A 14,939-nucleotide genomic window follows, 5' to 3' on the forward strand; every position below is an offset into this window, starting at 1 on the left:
CCTACCATACGCGGACGCGCTGCTCTGGCGCCAGATAAAGCTTCTGGCCGGGCTGGACGTTGAACGCCCCGTACCAGGGGTCGAGGTTACGGACGACCGACACGCGCTGCTCCGAAGGACTGTGGGAGTCGGTGAGGAGGCGCTGGCGCGCGGCCGCCTCGCGATACTTGGCCCGCCACACCTGCGCCCAGCCGAGGTAGAAGCGCTGGGCGCCGGTGGTGCCGTCGATGCTCGGCGCCTCCGCTCCACCCAGCGAATGCTGGTAGGCATCGTAGGCGACCGTCAGGCCGGCAAGGTCGCCGATATTCTCGCCAAGCGTGAGCCGGCCGTTGACCTTGGCATCCGGGAACGGCTGATAGGCATCATATTGCGCCACCAGCCGGTCGGTCGCTGCCTTAAAGGCGGTCACGTCCGAAGGCGTCCACCAGTCCGCCAGACGGCCATTCTCGTCATATTTCGAGCCCTGGTCGTCGAAATGATGGCTGATCTCATGCCCGATGACCGCGCCGATGCCGCCATAGTTGAGCGCCGGATCGGCATTGGGATCGAAGAACGGCGGCTGAAGGATGGCCGCCGGGAAGACGATCTCGCTCATCGAGAAATTGGCATAGGCGTTGATGGTCATCGGGGTCATGCCCCATTCCCAGCGATAGATCGGCTTGCCCAACTTCTCGATATTGTACGCGTAATCGAACTGGTTCGCGCGCAGCGCATTGCCGAAAGCATCGTCGCGCGACACCTGCAGCCCACTCATGTCGCGCCACTGGTCGGGATAGCCGATCTTGGTGGTGAAGTTGGCCAGCTTGGCGCGGGCACGCTGCTTGGTGGCGGGCGCCATCCAGGTCAGTCCGTCGATCCGCCGGCCCATCGCCTCGACCACATTCTTCACCAGCGCATCGGCCGCGGCCTTGGTTTCGGGCGGGAAGTATTTGGCGACGTAGAGCTTGCTGACGTCGTCCTGCAGCGCACCGGTGGTAAAGGACACCGCCCGCTTCCAGCGCACTTCCTGCTCGGGCGTGCCGTTCAGCGTCGTGCCGTAGAAAGCGAACTGCTCGCGGTCGACGGCCGACGGGAGAACCGACGCGAAGGCACTGAGCGAGCGGACCAGCAGCTGGTCCCGGAGCACGCCGAGCGGAGCGCGACCGAGAATCCTCGCCTCGCCGGTGATCGCGCTCGGCTGAGCGACGATGAGGTCGCTCACCCCATTGGCTCCGCTTTCGCGGATCATCCGCGCGAAATCGAAGCCGGGCGCACTCTTGGCAAGCGCGGCGACGGTCATCTTGTTGTAGGTCTTGGTCGCGTCGCGGCTGTCGACCCGGGTCCAGTGCACCCTGGCGAGGTCGGTTTCGAAGGCGAGGATAGCCGTGGCCCGGGCGGCGGCATTGGGCTCACCCGCCAGCGTCAGCATGTTGGTCAGGTGCTGGAGATACTTGGCCCGGATGTCCGTGAGCTTGGCATCGTCCTTGAGGTAATAGTCGCGATCGGGAAGCCCGAGGCCGCTCTGCCCCAGCGACAGGATGTAGGTGTCGGGATTCTTATCGTCCTGCCCGACATAGGCGCCAAACGGAGTGCGGACGCCGTTGCGGGCGGCCGCGGCGTACAGTGCGGGCAGTCCCCCGCGATTGTTGAGGGCCTTGATCTGGCCCAGCCAGGGCTCGATCGGCTTCATTCCCTTGGCGTCGATCGCGGCCTGGTCGGTGAAGCTGGCATAGACCGCGCCGATCCGGCTGTTCGAATCCTTGGCGGATTCCTCGATCAGCTCACGGGTACGCTGCTTGGAGATGTCGTCGAGCTTGGCGAACATGCCGTAGCCGCTCTTGTCGGCCGGAATCGGCGTGTCGCGCAGCCAGGTGCCATTGGCATATTCGAAGTAATTGTCGCCCGGCAGGACGCTGTTGTTCATCCCGCTGGTGTCGAAGCCATAGGTGCCAAGCTCGGGGCTCGGCCGGGACGGTGCGGGGGCGGCGTCAGCGACCGCAGGCGTCTCGCCCGCTGTGCTGTCGACCATTGCGGGGGTGGTGGCGCAACCGGCGAGGGCAGTGGTCGCGGCGAGAACAAGAAGAAGTCGCTTCATGGAGTTACGCTACTTTCCGGTCAGTGGATGTGTTGGAATAATTCAGGCCGCACGCGCCTGCGCCACTTGCGGCTGACCCACCAGCGCCAGACGACGATCGACACTGCATAGCCGACCAACGCACTGACCAGTGCGATCAGGAACAGGCCGGTAATCATTGCCGGGGCGGCGTCGGACAGCAGCCATTCGAGCCAGCGCCTGGCCCCCGCGCCGCTCGAGTAGAGCGCCTGAAAGGCTGCGAGGTCAGCGTGGAAGCCGAGCTTGTTGCCCAGCGCGATCGCCGCGATCAGGAAGAGGGGCGTGGTCGCGGGATTGGACAGGAAGGTCATCGCCGCGGCGATCGGAATATTGGCTCGCAGCGGGATCGAAAGCAGCGCCGCGCCGACGATCTGCAGCCCCGGGATCATCAGGAAGATCCCGACGAAAAGGCCACCGGCGACCCCGCGCGGCACCGAGCGGCGGGTGAAGCGCCACAGGTCCGACCGGCGGATGCTCTTGCCGAACGGCTTCAGCCAGCGGCTTTCCAGCACTTCCTCGCGGCTCGGCGTGGCCTTGTCGGCCAGGCGGCGGAAGAAGCCGGGGCGGCTAGCCACGATCGTCGTCGGCCGCGCGGCGCTCAGCCATTCGACTTCAGCAGGCGCTGCTGCTCCCGCTTCCAGTCGCGTTCCTTGATCGTCTCGCGCTTGTCGTGGACCTTCTTGCCGCGAGCCAGGGCCAGCTCGACCTTGGCCTTGCCCTTGCCGTTGAAATAGATCGACAGGGGCACCAGCGTCAGGCCCTGCCGGTTGATCGCGCCCATCAGCCGGCCGATCTCGCGCTTCTTGAGCAGCAGCCGGCGCTTGCGGCGCGGCTCGTGGTTCATCCAGCTGCCGTTCTTATATTCGGGGATGTGGCTGTTGATTAGCACCACTTCCTCGCCTTCGACGGTGGCATAGCTTTCCGCGATCGAGCCTTCGCCGTTGCGCAGCGCCTTCACTTCGGTGCCCTGAAGCGCGATGCCCGCTTCGAACCTTTCCTCCACGAAATAATCGAACCGGACGCGGCGGTTGTCGGCCACGACCTTCTGCTTGTCGAATTCTGGTGAGGGCGGGGCAAATTTGGGCATGGGGCTTTCCCGACAGCACTTAGGGGCTGCACCCCCCGGGCGGAAGCCACCGCTTCGCAAAAGAGTCGGGTTAATTGACAGATAACCATCAGCCTTAACGCGAAAAGCGCGGAACACGGCCATTGGCACGGCCGTTGCTTAACCAATGGCTATGGATGTGAAGGGTTTCGCGCGGCGTGCCGGCCGTCTGTTCGTCATCCGGACGCGCTGGGAGGCGTGGGCGGTGACCTGGGCGATCGCTTTGGGTGCGGCCGAACGCGGCAAATATTACCTCGGCCTCTATCCGGGCGTGCTCGGCTGGACCTTCTTCGTGATCTGCTGCGCGGTGGTGTTCGTCGCCGGCGCGAAACTGCTCGACGCGACCCGGCATGAGGCCGCGGCGAGCCGCCCCCCGCGCAAGCTGGTCCCGGCCACCGGCCCGCTTCGGCGCCAGCGTCCGCTCAGTCGTAGTCGACCCAGAGGGTTCCGTCCGGGCGACGATTCAAGGTTACGGTCCGCACATCGCAAATATTGACCGACGGCCAGACGATGTCCGAGCCGGCGATGCGGGCCCGCAGGTCGAACGCGCACAGATCGCCTCCCGGCGATGGAAGCGACAGGCGCGCCCGGGCAGGCACTCCAGCACCGCCGAGGGAGCGCCACGTGGCACTCCCGTCAGCCGGGCGGATCGACAATGCTTCGATAAGGGTCCCGGTCCCGTTCACCAGCACGAAGGGGCCGGGGGCACCGAGGGCGGCGAGAAGCAGGAGGTAAGCTCCGACCATGTCTCCTTATAGCAGAAGGAGGCCATGGCCGCGAGCGGTCAGGCTGCGCGGCTGAGCCCGCCCGTCCCGTGGCGGAACAACGGCGCGGCGGCGCTGCGCGAGTAGCTTTCCGACAAGGGCAAGGCGGTGCCACAGAAGCCGCATTCGGCCAGCATGCGGCCGATCAGCCAGTGCGTGCGTCCGCAGCCGGGGCAATGATTGACGGCATTCTCCCGGTAGACGGCATGGTAGCCACGGACCGAGGGATTGTAGTTCCGGGTGGTCGTGATGCTCGAAGTCAGCATGGGCTGTCCCCCGCTCCTAAAATTTAGTTCAAATGCGTAACGAGCGCCGAGTCGTTCGGTTTCAGCGATGATCTGCTTTCGCCCGGGCCCTGTCACCCATTTGCAACGCAATGTGCCGAGGCGGGACGGGTGTGGATATTAACCTTTTATCCACCAATGAGGCGCAACTTTCCGGAAATTGCGCCGCCTGTCCCTTGTAGTGGAGCCCGGAAGAATGGAGTCGAACCAGCGCTATTATGCCCGGCGGGCAGCGGAAGAACGAACCGCCGCAAGTCGCGCTATCACCGCTGCGGCGCGGGAGTGGCATGCCCAGCTCGCCCTGCAATTCGCCGTCAGGGCCGCCGAAAGCGTCGCCGCCGCGGCCTGAGGGCGCCGGTTCCCGTCAGCTTGGCAAAGCCCTCGCCGGTCTGACATAGTCTGCTCCATGTTGAACCTGTTTCTCGCCGCCGCCGCAGCGCTGCAGCCAGCGGCCGCTCCGGCACCGCTGATGATTTTCTTCGACAGCGGCGGAAAGGACATTCGCCGCGAATGGGAGCCGGTCCTCGACGAGGCGGCGAAGGCGGCAGCGGGCGTGACCCGGCTGCGCATCATCGGTCATAGCGATCGCCCCGGCAGCCCTGCCGTCAACCGCCGCTTCGCGCTTCAGCGCGCTCAGGTGGTTGCCGACGCCCTCGTCGCGCGCGGTGTGCAGCGATCGGTCCTGCTGATCGAGACGCAGGGCGAAGACTCCCCCTTCATCCCTACCCCCGACAACGTCCGCGAAATCCAGAACCGGCGGGTCGATATCCGCCCGGAGTAAGACGCCCGTCGCCCAGAAGCGACTTGCCTGATCCCTGTTGGCGGCCGAAGCACGCAGGCGATGATCGAGCATCACAACGGAAAGCGCAAAGATCACGTCGACGTGCTGGTCGTCGGTGCGGGTCTGTCCGGCATCGGCGCCGCCTGGCACCTGCAGGCCTACTGCCCGAAGCGAAGCGTCGCGATCGTCGAAGCGCGGGATGCGATCGGCGGGACCTGGGACCTGTTCCGCTATCCCGGCCTGCGCTCCGACAGCGACATGTATACGCTCGGATACAGCTTCGAGCCGTGGACCGGAGACAAGGCGATCGCCGATGGCGCGACCATCCTCGCCTACGTCAATCGGGTGGCGGACAAATATGGCATCCGCCGGAAAATCCGCTTCGGCCACAGACTGGTCGCTGCCGATTTCGACAGCACGGCGGCCCGCTGGACGGTCACGCTCGAGACCCCTGGCGGCGAACGCCGAATGACGTGCCGCTGGCTGCACATGGGCACCGGCTATTATGACTACGACCAGGCTCATCTCCCCGATTTCGCGGGCGCCGACAACTTTGCCGGCGAGTATTTTCATGCCCAGTTCTGGCCGCAAGACCTTGAGCTTGCAGGCCGGAAGGTGGTGGTGATCGGAAGCGGAGCGACGGCGGTGACGATCGTTCCGGAACTCGCCAACCGAGGCGCAGCGCACGTCACCATGCTGCAGCGCTCGCCGACCTACATGGTCAGCCACCCCTCGGTCGACAAAGCGGCCAACCGCCTCCGCCGACTCCTTGGCGACCGCCTCGCCCACGGCATTATCCGCACTCGCAACGTGCTGCTGCAGCAGGCCTTTTATCAGCTGGCGAGGAAGCGGCCCGCTTTCACGAGACGCCTTCTACGCAAGGGCCTGCTCCGGGAACTTCCAGCCGACTACGAGGTCGATACCCACTTCAACCCGTCCTACAATCCATGGGATCAGCGGCTGTGCCTGGTGCCCGATTCCGACCTGTTCGAAGGAATAAGCGGCGGGAAGGTGTCGGTGGTGACCGATCACGTCGATCGCTTCGTCGCGGAGGGCATCCGGCTGAAGAGCGGACGATTGCTGGAGGCCGACGTGATCGTGGCGGCGACTGGCCTCAAGGTGCGGCTGCTGGCCGATGCGCGGTTCAGCATCGACGGCGTGCAGCGCAAGCTGGGCGGCGCCATGACCTACAAGGGCATGATGTTCGGCGGAGTACCGAACCTTAGCTACAGCTTCGGCTACACTAATGCGTCGTGGACGCTGAAGGCCGACTTGTCGTCCTACTATCTGTGCCGGCTGCTCAACCGCCTCGCCGCGAAGCGGCAGACGATTGCGGTGCCAGAGCCCGATCCGCAGGTACAGGCGGTCAATTTCCTCGATTTCACCTCGGGCTACCTGCAGCGCGCCACGGCGGTGCTTCCGGTCCAGGGCGACCGCGGGCCATGGAAGCTTTATCAGAACTACGCGCTCGACCTCGCGGCCCTGAAATATGGCCGGGTCTACGACGGGGTCATGCTGTTTTCCGGACAGGCCGAGCGCCTGCCGCCCTCCCCAACCCTGACCCGGAGAATGACATGAGAAAATGGGTGATCGCGGGGGCGTCGCTGGCGGCGGGCCTTGCCGGTGCCGGGCTGTTCAGTACCGGCATGGCCCGGCGGGCGGAGAAGCGGGTGCCGATGGACGGTCGGCTGGTCCAGGCCGGCGGCACGTTGCTTCATGTCACCGAGCAGGGCGACGGACCGCCGCTGCTGCTGATCCATGGCCTCGGCGCCCAGTTGCGCAGCTTTGCGGGGGAAATGGTCGACGAGCTTGCCCTCGACCATCGCGTGATCAGGGTCGACCGGCCGGGGTCGGGCTATTCGCCGCCCCTGCCCTCCCGCTCGCAGCATCTCGCCCATCAGGCCGAAGCCATCGCCGCGCTGATCGATGAACTAGGCCTGGAGAGGCCGTGGCTGGTCGGCCATTCGCTCGGCGGCGCGCTCAGCCTGCATGTCGGCGAGCGCTTTCCCGACAAGGTCGCGGGTCTTGCGCTGATCGCCCCGGCGACCCAGCCGGTGGTCGAGGTGCCGGATGTCTTTCGCGGACTGCTGGTTCCGCTGCCGATCGTCGGCCTCGTTTCGCGAACGCTCGCCGTCCCGCTCGGCATGGCGAGCCGCGCCAAGGTATTGAAGGAAGTGTTCAAGCCCGAGCCGGTGCCGGACGACTATCTGACTGCCGGAGGCGGAGCGCTGGCGCTGCGGCCCGGCAGCATCGAGGCGGCCTGCGGTGACCTGCAACTTGCCCAGCAAGGCGCCAGGGAGATGGTCGGGCGTTACGCCGCCATGACCCTCCAGGTGCGCATCCTCTACGGCTGCGGGGACAATCTGCTCGACTATCGCCTGCACGGCGGCGCAACGGCCGATGCGATCCCGGGTGCGACGCTGACGCTGGTCGAGGGCGGGCACATGCTGCCCTTCACGCAGCCGCTGGAGACTGCGCGGTGGGTGCGATCGGTCACGCGGCGAGGTTGAAGGTGGAGGGCAATCGCGCCACATGGGCCTCATGCTGATCACCACCGAGCTGACGCCCAACCCGTCGACCCGCAAGTTCCTGCCGGGCACCACCGTCATGGAAGCGGGCAGCCGCGACTTTCCCGATGCCGCCAGCGCCGAAGCGAGCCCGCTCGCCGAGGCCCTGTTCGCGACCGGCGACGTCGAGGGAGTGTTCTTCGGCCGCGACTTTGTGTCGGTCACCGCCGCGCCTGACATCGACTGGGCCGGGCTCGAGATCGACGTGGTGCAGATCCTGCTCGATCACTTCGTCTCGGGCGCGCCGCTGTTCCGGGCCGGGAGCGCGGGCGGCATCCACGTCGCGGCGGACGAGGACGCCAGCTACGACGAGGATCCGGCCGATGCCGAGATCGTGGCGCAGATCAAGGAACTGCTCGAGACCCGGGTCCGCCCCGCGGTCGCCCAGGACGGCGGCGACATCGTCTATCGCGGCTACAAGGCCGGCACGCTGTTCCTGGCGATGCAGGGCGCCTGCGCTGGCTGCCCGAGCTCGGCGGTGACGCTGAAGCGCGGGGTCGAGAACCTCATTCGTCACTACGTGCCCGAAGTGGAAATCGTCGAGGCGGTCTAGGACTTTCACCTGCAGCCACACGGTGGCTAGAACAGCCTTTCACTTCCGGAGCCTGTCCATGCCCTCAGCCTATATCGTCGCCGCCGCTCGCACTGCCGGGGGCAAGAGGGGTGGAGCGCTCAAGGACTGGCACCCGGCCGACCTTGGCGCCAGGGTGCTGGACGCGCTGGTCGAGCGGTCGGGGATCGATCCGGCCGCCGTCGAGGACGTGATTGCCGGCTGCGTCGGCCAGATCGGTGAGCAAAGCTTCCACATCGGGCGCAACATGGTGCTGGCGTCGAGCCTGCCCGACAGCGTACCGGCGGTATCGATCGACCGGCAGTGCGGGTCTTCCCAACAGTCGATCCACTTCGCCGCGCAGGCGGTGATGAGCGGGACGCAGGACGTGGTGATCGCCGCCGGGGTCGAGAGCATGACTCGGGTTCCGATGGGGCTTCCGGTGCTGCTGCCCATGCAGGCCGGGATCGGCATCGGGCCGTGGCCGCAGTCGATCAAGGATCGCTACGGCGTGACCGAATTCAGCCAGTTCACCGGGGCCGAGATGATCGCCGGCAATTACGGGATGAGCCGCGAGGAACTGGACAGCTTCGCGCTCGAAAGCCACCGGCGCGGAGCGGCGGCGACCGAGCGGGGCGACTTCGATCAGGAGATCGTCCCGCTGACGGTCGTCGATGCCGACGGCCGGGAGCGCCAGCACGTCCGCGACGAGGGCATCCGCGCCGACGCCTCGATGGAGCGGCTGGGCAGCCTCAAGACGCTGAAGCCCGACGGAGTGATCACCGCCGGCAACGCCAGCCAGATCTGCGACGGCGCGTCGGGCGTGATGGTGGTCAGCGAGCGGGCGCTGAAGGAGCATGGGCTGACCCCCCTCGCTCGGATCGATCACCTGACTGTCACCGCGGGCGACCCGGTGATTATGCTGATCGAGCCGATCCCCGCCACCCGCCGCGCGCTCGAGCGGTCGGGGCGGCGGATCGAGGACATCGCCCTGTACGAGGTCAACGAGGCCTTTGCCCCGGTGCCGCTGGCTTGGCTGCGCGAGATTGGCGGCGATCCGGAGCGGCTGAACGTCAACGGCGGGGCGATCAGCCTCGGCCACCCGTTGGGCGCTAGCGGGACCAAGCTGATGACGACGCTGGTCCATGCGCTGCGCAAGCGGGGCGGCGGCTATGGCCTCCAGACGATGTGCGAAGGTGGCGGCATCGCCAACGTAACCGTCATCGAAGCGCTCTGAGCGCATGATCATCAACGTGACCACCCGCGACGGCCATGCCCGTGCCATCGAGGGCCAGGGTGGCCGGTCGCTGATGGAGAACCTCCGCGCTGGCGGGATCGAGGAAGTGCTGGCGCTGTGCGGCGGCTGCTGTTCGTGCGGCACCTGCCACGTCTTGGTCGGCGAAGAGTGGTTGGCCGCCTTGCCCGCGCTAAAGGAGGATGAGGACGATCTGCTGGCGATGAGCGACGAGCGCCGGCCCAACAGCCGCCTGTCGTGCCAGATAAGGTTCGAGGCGGAACTGGACGGGATCAAGGTTACGGTCGCACCGGAAGATTGAGCGGCGCAGGGTCACCCGACGAGAAAAAAGAGCGAACCGTAAAGGTTCACAGCGCCATGCTTTGTCCTACGTTGCAAGCCTCTGCAGCCGACCCTAGATGCCTGCCCATGAAAAGCCTTTCTTTCCTCGTTGCGGCTCTGGCCGTCGCAGCGCCCGCGACCGCACAGGCCCCTGCCCTTCACGTCGGCGGCTGGGTCCGCGCCGGGGTGGGCAGCAGCGCGGCCTATGTCAGCGTGCACAATGGCGGCGGGGCCGACCGCCTGCTGGGCGCGAGCAGCCCAGCCGCGGGCCAGGTGTCGATCCACGACAGCCAGAACAATGGCGGGGTGGTGCGGATGCGGGCGGCGGGTGCCCTGCCCCTCCCCGCCGGGGCAAGCATCGCGATGAAGCCCGGTGGGCTGCACATCATGCTGACCGGACTGAAGGCACCGCTGCGCCCCGGCGCCAAGCTGCCGATCGTGCTGCGTTTCGCCAAGGCGGGGCTGGTCCGTGCAAGCCTGCCGATCCTGCCGCCCGGGGCGCAGGGTCCGGCCGCCGCGGGGGCGCATCATGGCCACTGAGGCGCCCGCGTCGAAGCTGAAGGTGCTGCGCCTGGTCTTGTGGTCGCTGGTCGGCCTCGCCGCCCTCGCCTTCGCCTGGCTGCTGCTGATACGGCCGGAGGGCCTGACGGTGACCAGCCGGGCCGATCCCGGCATGCCCGGCTTCACCATCGGCGCGCCGTTCACGCTGACCGGGGCCACCGGGAAACCGTTCAACAGCGCGCAGGCGCTGGCAGGGCGGCCCTATGCGATGTTCTTCGGCTTCACCAACTGCCCCGACGTCTGCCCCAACACGCTGGGCAAACTGGCCAAGCTGCGCGGCCAGTTGGACAAGGGTGACCAGGCGTTCGACATCGTGTTCGTCTCGGTCGACCCGGGGCGCGACACGCCCAAGGTCGTGGGCGACTATGTCCAGCTGTTCGGAACCCCGATCATCGGCCTGACCGGGACCGAGGAGCAGGTGGCAGCGGTCGCCAAGAGCCACGCCATCTACCAGGCGCGGGTGCCCGACAAGGCGGCGCCCGGCGGCTACACCGTGGACCATGGCAGCCAGGTGCTGCTGTTCGGGCGCGACGGCAAGTTCGTGTCGACCATCGCGCAGGAAGAGGCCGATGCGCCGGCCCTCGACAAGCTGCGGCGGATCGTCGCCTAAAGCTTCTTGCGCGTAGGCTGAAGCGGTTGGGAAAAGTCTGACCCAGGCAACGACGTCGGCCATCACGCCAGGGCGGACATTGCATCCGACGTATGCATCGAGCAGCATCCTGATTTACGCCCATCTTTGCCGGAGGCGGCCGTGCTTTCTTACGCCAGTCTAGCTGCGCTGCTCGGTTTGGCGCCCGCCCCGACAAACGCGCCGGGTGTAGTACTAAGACGCCACTGTTCGTGACCGTCAGCGAACGGCCCAACAATGATGTTCAGCGCCCTTCCGCCATCCTGTCGCAAGGGACCACCGACTGGTTGTTTCGTCCGGGCCCGAAGGTGGATCTCCTGCGCAAGCAGGCTATCGTGGGCGGCGATCCGACGGTGGGCGGGGTGACGCTTCGCGATGGTTCGGGTCTGTCGTTCGACCGCGACTGCCGCGGCGACCGTTGCCTGTATACGGGCCTCTCACGGGTCGCTCGGCCCGATGCCTGCTGGAATCTGTCCTACGATGCCCGGAAAGGCGATGGCGACCTGGTCCTCGGAAGGAACAGGGTCGTCGTCGCCCCGAAGGGCGAGGGAAGCGAAGTCCGCTTGGTCAGGAACGACCCCGCTGCGCCGCCAAGATCCCTACTGCTTTTGGAAACCGCGAGTCCGATCGTCGGGCTGAACGTCTCGATCCTTTCCTTTCACGGCGGTCTGCGCACCTTCGACGTCATTCGCGGGGAAGCGGGCGGAACCTTGGTGCTGACCACCTACGTATTCGATCACAAGGTCGCCCCCTGAGGTTAAGCCTCGAGGTCGACGGACTCTTAGTGCTGGGGACCCGTGAACAGGCGGGGAATCGTCCACATCATCAGGAACACGATGATCGCTCCCCAGGTGGCGAATGGCCAGTTCCTGTTCTTCAGATCCCTTCCAGTCTGGATCGCGCAATAGGCGAGCACCGGAAGTATGAAGATCAAAGCCAACCCGCCCACTACCTGCTTCCTTTTCCGGAGTTTGAGGTGGTCGCCACAACCGATCGCCGCAATAGGTCAAAGGCGGACTTAAGGAACTGGCGGCTCGTAAGGCGAAATCCTGTACGTGGTCACGATCAGCGAACCGTTCCTATGTTGTCGGATAACGTCCATGGTGAACAACACGCCGTGGAGCGGTGGCGACAGGCCAATCGCGACGATGCGCTCTCCACCGACAAGGAGCCGCCTTTCGATCCACCTGTCGCCGATGGCTCGGCGAAGGAAGAGCTCGCTTGGACTGCCGGGACGCTTGAAAACGAGTTGGGTCTTCGCGTCGATCTCGACGATGCCATTGCGTGAAATCCGGTATGGTGCGTCCGCGAGCCACGGCCAGCATGCGGACGCCACGCCGGTTCGATTGAGCCCTAGGTAGATGCAGCGCGCTCCCGAGCAATCACGATCGAATTGGAGGCCCGACCCGTCGTCCAGCAATGCCACCCCCATCGTGGGGTCCTCGGCGACGATCGTCTTTCCGGCGAGCGGGTGACGCTGCCTTCCGAGGCTGAAAACGACATCCGTCGCACCTTCACTGATGATGCTGGTGGGAAATCCAAAGCTGGTGGCGGGTCGCTCCGTGACAGTCGATGCTACCGCAGTGGTTTGGCACGCCCCAATGGGCGTCGGAGAGACTGTGCCGCCGACGGCGCTCAAGGCAAGAATCGATAGCAGCATTTACCCAAGGTAGCTGACGCCGGGGCTTCGGCAACGGGTCGCAAGGGCAACGGTACCGCGCCCATCGCTGAACCATCCACAACTTTCACGATCCCAGATGTTCTTGAATTGTTCTCCCCGATGTAACCCGGCCGGGTGAGCACGAAGCATATCCGGACAATCGCCGACCTAGTTCGATTCGGCGCGAGCTTGCGCATCGATTGCGGAGACTGCGGCGCATCCCTGACCATGGATGGCCTGGAGGCGGCCCGAAGGAGCGGTGCCCGCGATCTGCGGTCGCTTCAGCCGCGGCTGCGCTGCCGACGGTGCGGAGCCAGGAATTCGAAGCTGACGATCCTGCCGCCGCTCTAGATTGCAATTCCGGGAAGGGCGGAGATCGACCTACGATTGAATAGCGCCCTGACGCCTCTCATTGAGAATCGCCGCAACCCGATCGGCACAGCGCCGTAGCAGAGCTACCGTCTCGACGGTGCTGAGCACGCGCTCTTCGGGGTCGATGGCGCACAGCGTTCCGTAGAATTCGCCATTGGCGAGAACGATCGGGAGCGAGGCGTAGCTCTCGAAACCGTAGAGCATGGGGACGGGGTGGGTTCGCCATTCGGGATCGTCGGCGATGCGGTCGATGATGATGGCTTGGCCGCACCTGCGGATGTCGTCGCAGATGGTCTTCTTCACTTCCAGTTCGCCCCCGGGGTCGAGCCCGAAGCCGATGCGGTCGACCACCTGGGCGGCGATCCAGCGCTCTTCGGTGACCCTGGCGACCGCGACGAAGCCCATGCGGGTGGCGTGGCAGACCTCCAGGAGGATGCTGCCGATCTCCGGATCGCTGCCTTCAGCCGCGACTTCGCGTGCGAACTCGTCGTTCATGCGGGAAGGTATGATCGTCAGGAGAGGTGCTGACAACTCGGGGAATAGTGGAACGTTGGTCGGGGATGTTGACCACTTTCTGGCGCAGGTTAGTCTCGCGAGGTGTCACGCCACCTGATCACGCTCATGGCTGCCCTGGTTGCCTTTCCTTCGGTGGCATGGGCCTGCAGTTGTGCCGACCCGGACGATCTGACGGAACGCCAGATGCGTCACCTCCTGAGCAAGGTATCGCTCATCGCTCGCGGGCGCGTGGTGGCGGTGGATTATCCCGCCGGCTGCAGCGTCGCCCCGTTGCGGTGGGCCTATGCGATTGCGGGTGCCCGGCTTCCGGTGACCTATACGATCGCGGTTCGCGAGACACTGCTCGGGCGTCCTGTCAGGACGACGACCGTGGTGCAGCGTCAAGGCGCGGGGTTTGACGGTTGCAGGCCCCTTGGTTCGGCCGCTTGCGAGGACACGCTGCCGACTGTTGACACGCTATGGGTGCTCAACCGCATGCCAAATGGAGAGCAGCGCTCAGCCGGGGGATGCGGCTTGGCGCTGGCACCCCATTTCCTTCGACTTGCGAAGCAGCGCCGCAGCAGCGCGGGCTGATCAATTCTGCTCCGGGTAGCGTTCCGGAAATCCGGCTGCGCTTCAGCCCTTCACCCGTGCCAGCAGGCGTTCGACGGCGGCGATGCTTTCGGGTTCGTCGAAGCTGGGGGCGTGACCAACCTGTTCGATGGTCACCAGTTCGGCCTCGTCGCCCAGTTCGCGGACCATGCGGTCGGCGGTGGCGGCGGAAAAGAGGTCGCTGGTGGCGCCGCGCAGGATGGTCACCGGGCGACCCTTGAGGTGGTCGAGCCACGGCCAGAGATTGGGCTGGGTGGCGTCATTGGCCTCGGCGAAGGGCTCGGCGATGCGCATGTCATAGTCGTAGACGACCTGCGGCCCTTCCTCGCGGCAGCAGCGGCGGGCGAAGCGCTCCCACTCGGCCGCGCCCCAGCGGGGATAGACGTCGCCCATCCGGCTCATCATCGCTGCGCCGGCGTCGGCGAAGCTGGTCCAGGTCACCGGCTGGCCGACATAGGTGCGGATGCGCTCGATCCCCTTAGGGTCGACCTCGGGCCCGATGTCGTTGAGCAAAGCTCCGGCGATCCGTTCATTCTCCATCGCCGCGATCAGCATGGTGACGAGCCCACCGAGCGAGGTGCCGATGAACACCGCGTCAGCGATGCCGAGCTGGTCGAGCAGCTTGATCACATCGCGGGCATAGGTCGCCGGCATGTAGCGCGAGGGATCGGGGTCGGCCGCGCTTCCGCCGCGGCCACGGAAGTCGAGCGCGAGGACCCGCCATTCGCCGGCGAAGCGGTCGGCCACCGGCTCGAAATCGCGGGCATTGCGGGTCAGGCCCGGAAGGCACAGGATCGGGGGCTGGTCGGGGTCTCCACCCGCATAATCGCGATAATGGAGCCGAAGGCCGTCCGTGCTGTTGTAGTTCCGGTCCTCGTACCGAGCCACTCGC

General features: G+C 66.0%; 19 protein-coding genes. 13 read left to right on the forward strand and 6 right to left on the reverse strand.

Translation table 11 applies throughout. The features are described 5' to 3' along the window. Position 1: 1 nt before the first annotated feature. The 3 genes from M1K48_RS05130 to smpB are packed head-to-tail and all read right to left on the reverse strand — an operon-like array spanning position 2 to position 3,179. Positions 2-2,074, reverse strand: coding sequence for a M13 family metallopeptidase (locus M1K48_RS05130; protein WP_249504775.1), 2,073 nt, complete (start codon positions 2,072-2,074; stop codon positions 2-4). A 20-nt stretch (positions 2,075-2,094) separates the two neighbouring features. Continuing rightward, complete coding sequence (locus tag M1K48_RS05135) at positions 2,095-2,667, reverse strand: DUF2062 domain-containing protein (RefSeq protein WP_249504776.1); 573 nt, start codon at positions 2,665-2,667, stop codon at positions 2,095-2,097. A gap of 23 nt (positions 2,668-2,690) precedes the next feature. Further along, positions 2,691-3,179 carry an SsrA-binding protein SmpB gene (smpB, locus tag M1K48_RS05140; RefSeq protein WP_249504777.1) on the reverse strand — a complete coding sequence of 163 codons (489 nt, stop codon included), beginning with the start codon at positions 3,177-3,179 and terminating at the stop codon, positions 2,691-2,693. A gap of 157 nt (positions 3,180-3,336) precedes the next feature. Between smpB and M1K48_RS14345 the strand changes: the two genes are divergently transcribed. Then, positions 3,337-3,693 carry a hypothetical protein gene (locus M1K48_RS14345; protein WP_319941204.1) on the forward strand — a complete coding sequence of 119 codons (357 nt, stop codon included), beginning with the start codon at positions 3,337-3,339 and terminating at the stop codon, positions 3,691-3,693. A 288-nt stretch (positions 3,694-3,981) separates the two neighbouring features. Here the strand turns inward: M1K48_RS14345 and M1K48_RS05150 are convergent, their stop codons facing one another. Continuing rightward, on the reverse strand, positions 3,982-4,227 hold the full coding sequence (locus M1K48_RS05150) for a hypothetical protein (RefSeq protein ID WP_249504778.1): 246 nt from the start codon (positions 4,225-4,227) through the stop codon (positions 3,982-3,984). A 214-nt stretch (positions 4,228-4,441) separates the two neighbouring features. Between M1K48_RS05150 and M1K48_RS05155 the strand changes: the two genes are divergently transcribed. The 11 genes from M1K48_RS05155 (at position 4,442) to M1K48_RS05205 (ending at position 12,196) form a co-directional block, all read left to right on the forward strand. Next, a complete protein-coding gene (locus M1K48_RS05155; RefSeq protein ID WP_249504779.1) occupies positions 4,442-4,594 on the forward strand; it encodes a hypothetical protein in 153 nt (50 codons plus the stop codon). Positions 4,595-4,651: 57 nt separating this feature from the next. Beyond that, a complete protein-coding gene (locus M1K48_RS05160; RefSeq protein WP_249504780.1) occupies positions 4,652-5,026 on the forward strand; it encodes an OmpA family protein in 375 nt (124 codons plus the stop codon). A 60-nt stretch (positions 5,027-5,086) separates the two neighbouring features. Beyond that, positions 5,087-6,604, forward strand: a complete 1,518-nt coding sequence (locus M1K48_RS05165; protein WP_249504781.1) for a flavin-containing monooxygenase — start codon at positions 5,087-5,089, stop codon at positions 6,602-6,604. Then, positions 6,601-7,536, forward strand: coding sequence for an alpha/beta fold hydrolase (locus M1K48_RS05170; protein ID WP_249504782.1), 936 nt, complete (start codon positions 6,601-6,603; stop codon positions 7,534-7,536). Before M1K48_RS05165 ends, M1K48_RS05170 begins: the two co-directional genes overlap by 4 nt. A gap of 31 nt (positions 7,537-7,567) precedes the next feature. Next, complete coding sequence (locus tag M1K48_RS05175; RefSeq protein ID WP_249505189.1) at positions 7,568-8,146, forward strand: NifU family protein; 579 nt, start codon at positions 7,568-7,570, stop codon at positions 8,144-8,146. Positions 8,147-8,204: 58 nt separating this feature from the next. Further along, positions 8,205-9,380, forward strand: a complete 1,176-nt coding sequence (locus tag M1K48_RS05180; protein WP_249504783.1) for an acetyl-CoA C-acetyltransferase — start codon at positions 8,205-8,207, stop codon at positions 9,378-9,380. Between the two features lie 4 nt (positions 9,381-9,384). Then, the gene (locus M1K48_RS05185; RefSeq protein WP_249504784.1) at positions 9,385-9,699 is read left to right on the forward strand and encodes a 2Fe-2S iron-sulfur cluster-binding protein; all 315 of its coding nucleotides are present in this window, start codon (positions 9,385-9,387) and stop codon (positions 9,697-9,699) included. A gap of 107 nt (positions 9,700-9,806) precedes the next feature. Beyond that, the gene (locus M1K48_RS05190) at positions 9,807-10,259 is read left to right on the forward strand and encodes a copper chaperone PCu(A)C (protein ID WP_249504785.1); all 453 of its coding nucleotides are present in this window, start codon (positions 9,807-9,809) and stop codon (positions 10,257-10,259) included. Continuing rightward, on the forward strand, positions 10,249-10,890 hold the full coding sequence (locus tag M1K48_RS05195) for an SCO family protein (protein WP_249504786.1): 642 nt from the start codon (positions 10,249-10,251) through the stop codon (positions 10,888-10,890). The genes M1K48_RS05190 and M1K48_RS05195 overlap by 11 nt, the downstream gene beginning before the upstream one ends. Positions 10,891-11,120: 230 nt before the next feature. Beyond that, entirely contained in the window at positions 11,121-11,663 is a 543-nt protein-coding gene (locus M1K48_RS05200; protein ID WP_249504787.1) for a hypothetical protein, read from the forward strand. A gap of 29 nt (positions 11,664-11,692) precedes the next feature. Then, positions 11,693-12,196, forward strand: a complete 504-nt coding sequence (locus M1K48_RS05205; RefSeq protein WP_249504788.1) for a hypothetical protein — start codon at positions 11,693-11,695, stop codon at positions 12,194-12,196. 753 nt (positions 12,197-12,949) lie between these two features. Here the strand turns inward: M1K48_RS05205 and M1K48_RS05210 are convergent. Further along, on the reverse strand, positions 12,950-13,435 hold the full coding sequence (locus tag M1K48_RS05210; RefSeq protein ID WP_249504789.1) for a GAF domain-containing protein: 486 nt from the start codon (positions 13,433-13,435) through the stop codon (positions 12,950-12,952). 102 nt (positions 13,436-13,537) lie between these two features. Here M1K48_RS05210 and M1K48_RS05215 point away from each other — a divergent pair, with 102 nt between their 5' ends. Continuing rightward, positions 13,538-14,029, forward strand: a complete 492-nt coding sequence (locus tag M1K48_RS05215) for a hypothetical protein (RefSeq protein WP_249504790.1) — start codon at positions 13,538-13,540, stop codon at positions 14,027-14,029. Positions 14,030-14,071: 42 nt separating this feature from the next. On the opposite strand, the gene M1K48_RS05220 is transcribed toward M1K48_RS05215, so the two are convergent. Then, entirely contained in the window at positions 14,072-14,935 is an 864-nt protein-coding gene (locus tag M1K48_RS05220) for an alpha/beta fold hydrolase (RefSeq protein WP_249504791.1), read from the reverse strand. Positions 14,936-14,939: the final 4 nt, after the last annotated feature.

This window comes from Sphingomonas glaciei, from assembly GCF_023380025.1.
GTDB classification, from domain to species: domain Bacteria; phylum Pseudomonadota; class Alphaproteobacteria; order Sphingomonadales; family Sphingomonadaceae; genus Sphingomicrobium; species Sphingomicrobium glaciei.

Bases quoted from the DNA above. Each gene is read 5' to 3' on its own strand.
- M1K48_RS05155 (WP_249504779.1), top strand. From the start codon at position 4,442: ATGGAGTCGAACCAGCGCTATTATGCCCGGCGGGCAGCGGAAGAACGA.
- smpB (WP_249504777.1), bottom strand. From the start codon at position 3,179: ATGCCCAAATTTGCCCCGCCCTCACCAGAATTCGACAAGCAGAAGGTC.
- M1K48_RS05165 (WP_249504781.1), top strand. From the start codon at position 5,087: ATGATCGAGCATCACAACGGAAAGCGCAAAGATCACGTCGACGTGCTG.
- M1K48_RS05170 (WP_249504782.1), top strand. From the start codon at position 6,601: ATGAGAAAATGGGTGATCGCGGGGGCGTCGCTGGCGGCGGGCCTTGCC.
- M1K48_RS05190 (WP_249504785.1), top strand. From the start codon at position 9,807: ATGAAAAGCCTTTCTTTCCTCGTTGCGGCTCTGGCCGTCGCAGCGCCC.
- M1K48_RS05185 (WP_249504784.1), top strand. From the start codon at position 9,385: ATGATCATCAACGTGACCACCCGCGACGGCCATGCCCGTGCCATCGAG.
- M1K48_RS05210 (WP_249504789.1), bottom strand. From the start codon at position 13,435: ATGAACGACGAGTTCGCACGCGAAGTCGCGGCTGAAGGCAGCGATCCG.
- M1K48_RS05150 (WP_249504778.1), bottom strand. From the start codon at position 4,227: ATGCTGACTTCGAGCATCACGACCACCCGGAACTACAATCCCTCGGTC.
- M1K48_RS05175 (WP_249505189.1), top strand. From the start codon at position 7,568: ATGCTGATCACCACCGAGCTGACGCCCAACCCGTCGACCCGCAAGTTC.
- M1K48_RS05160 (WP_249504780.1), top strand. From the start codon at position 4,652: ATGTTGAACCTGTTTCTCGCCGCCGCCGCAGCGCTGCAGCCAGCGGCC.
- M1K48_RS05180 (WP_249504783.1), top strand. From the start codon at position 8,205: ATGCCCTCAGCCTATATCGTCGCCGCCGCTCGCACTGCCGGGGGCAAG.
- M1K48_RS05130 (WP_249504775.1), bottom strand. From the start codon at position 2,074: ATGAAGCGACTTCTTCTTGTTCTCGCCGCGACCACTGCCCTCGCCGGT.
- M1K48_RS05195 (WP_249504786.1), top strand. From the start codon at position 10,249: ATGGCCACTGAGGCGCCCGCGTCGAAGCTGAAGGTGCTGCGCCTGGTC.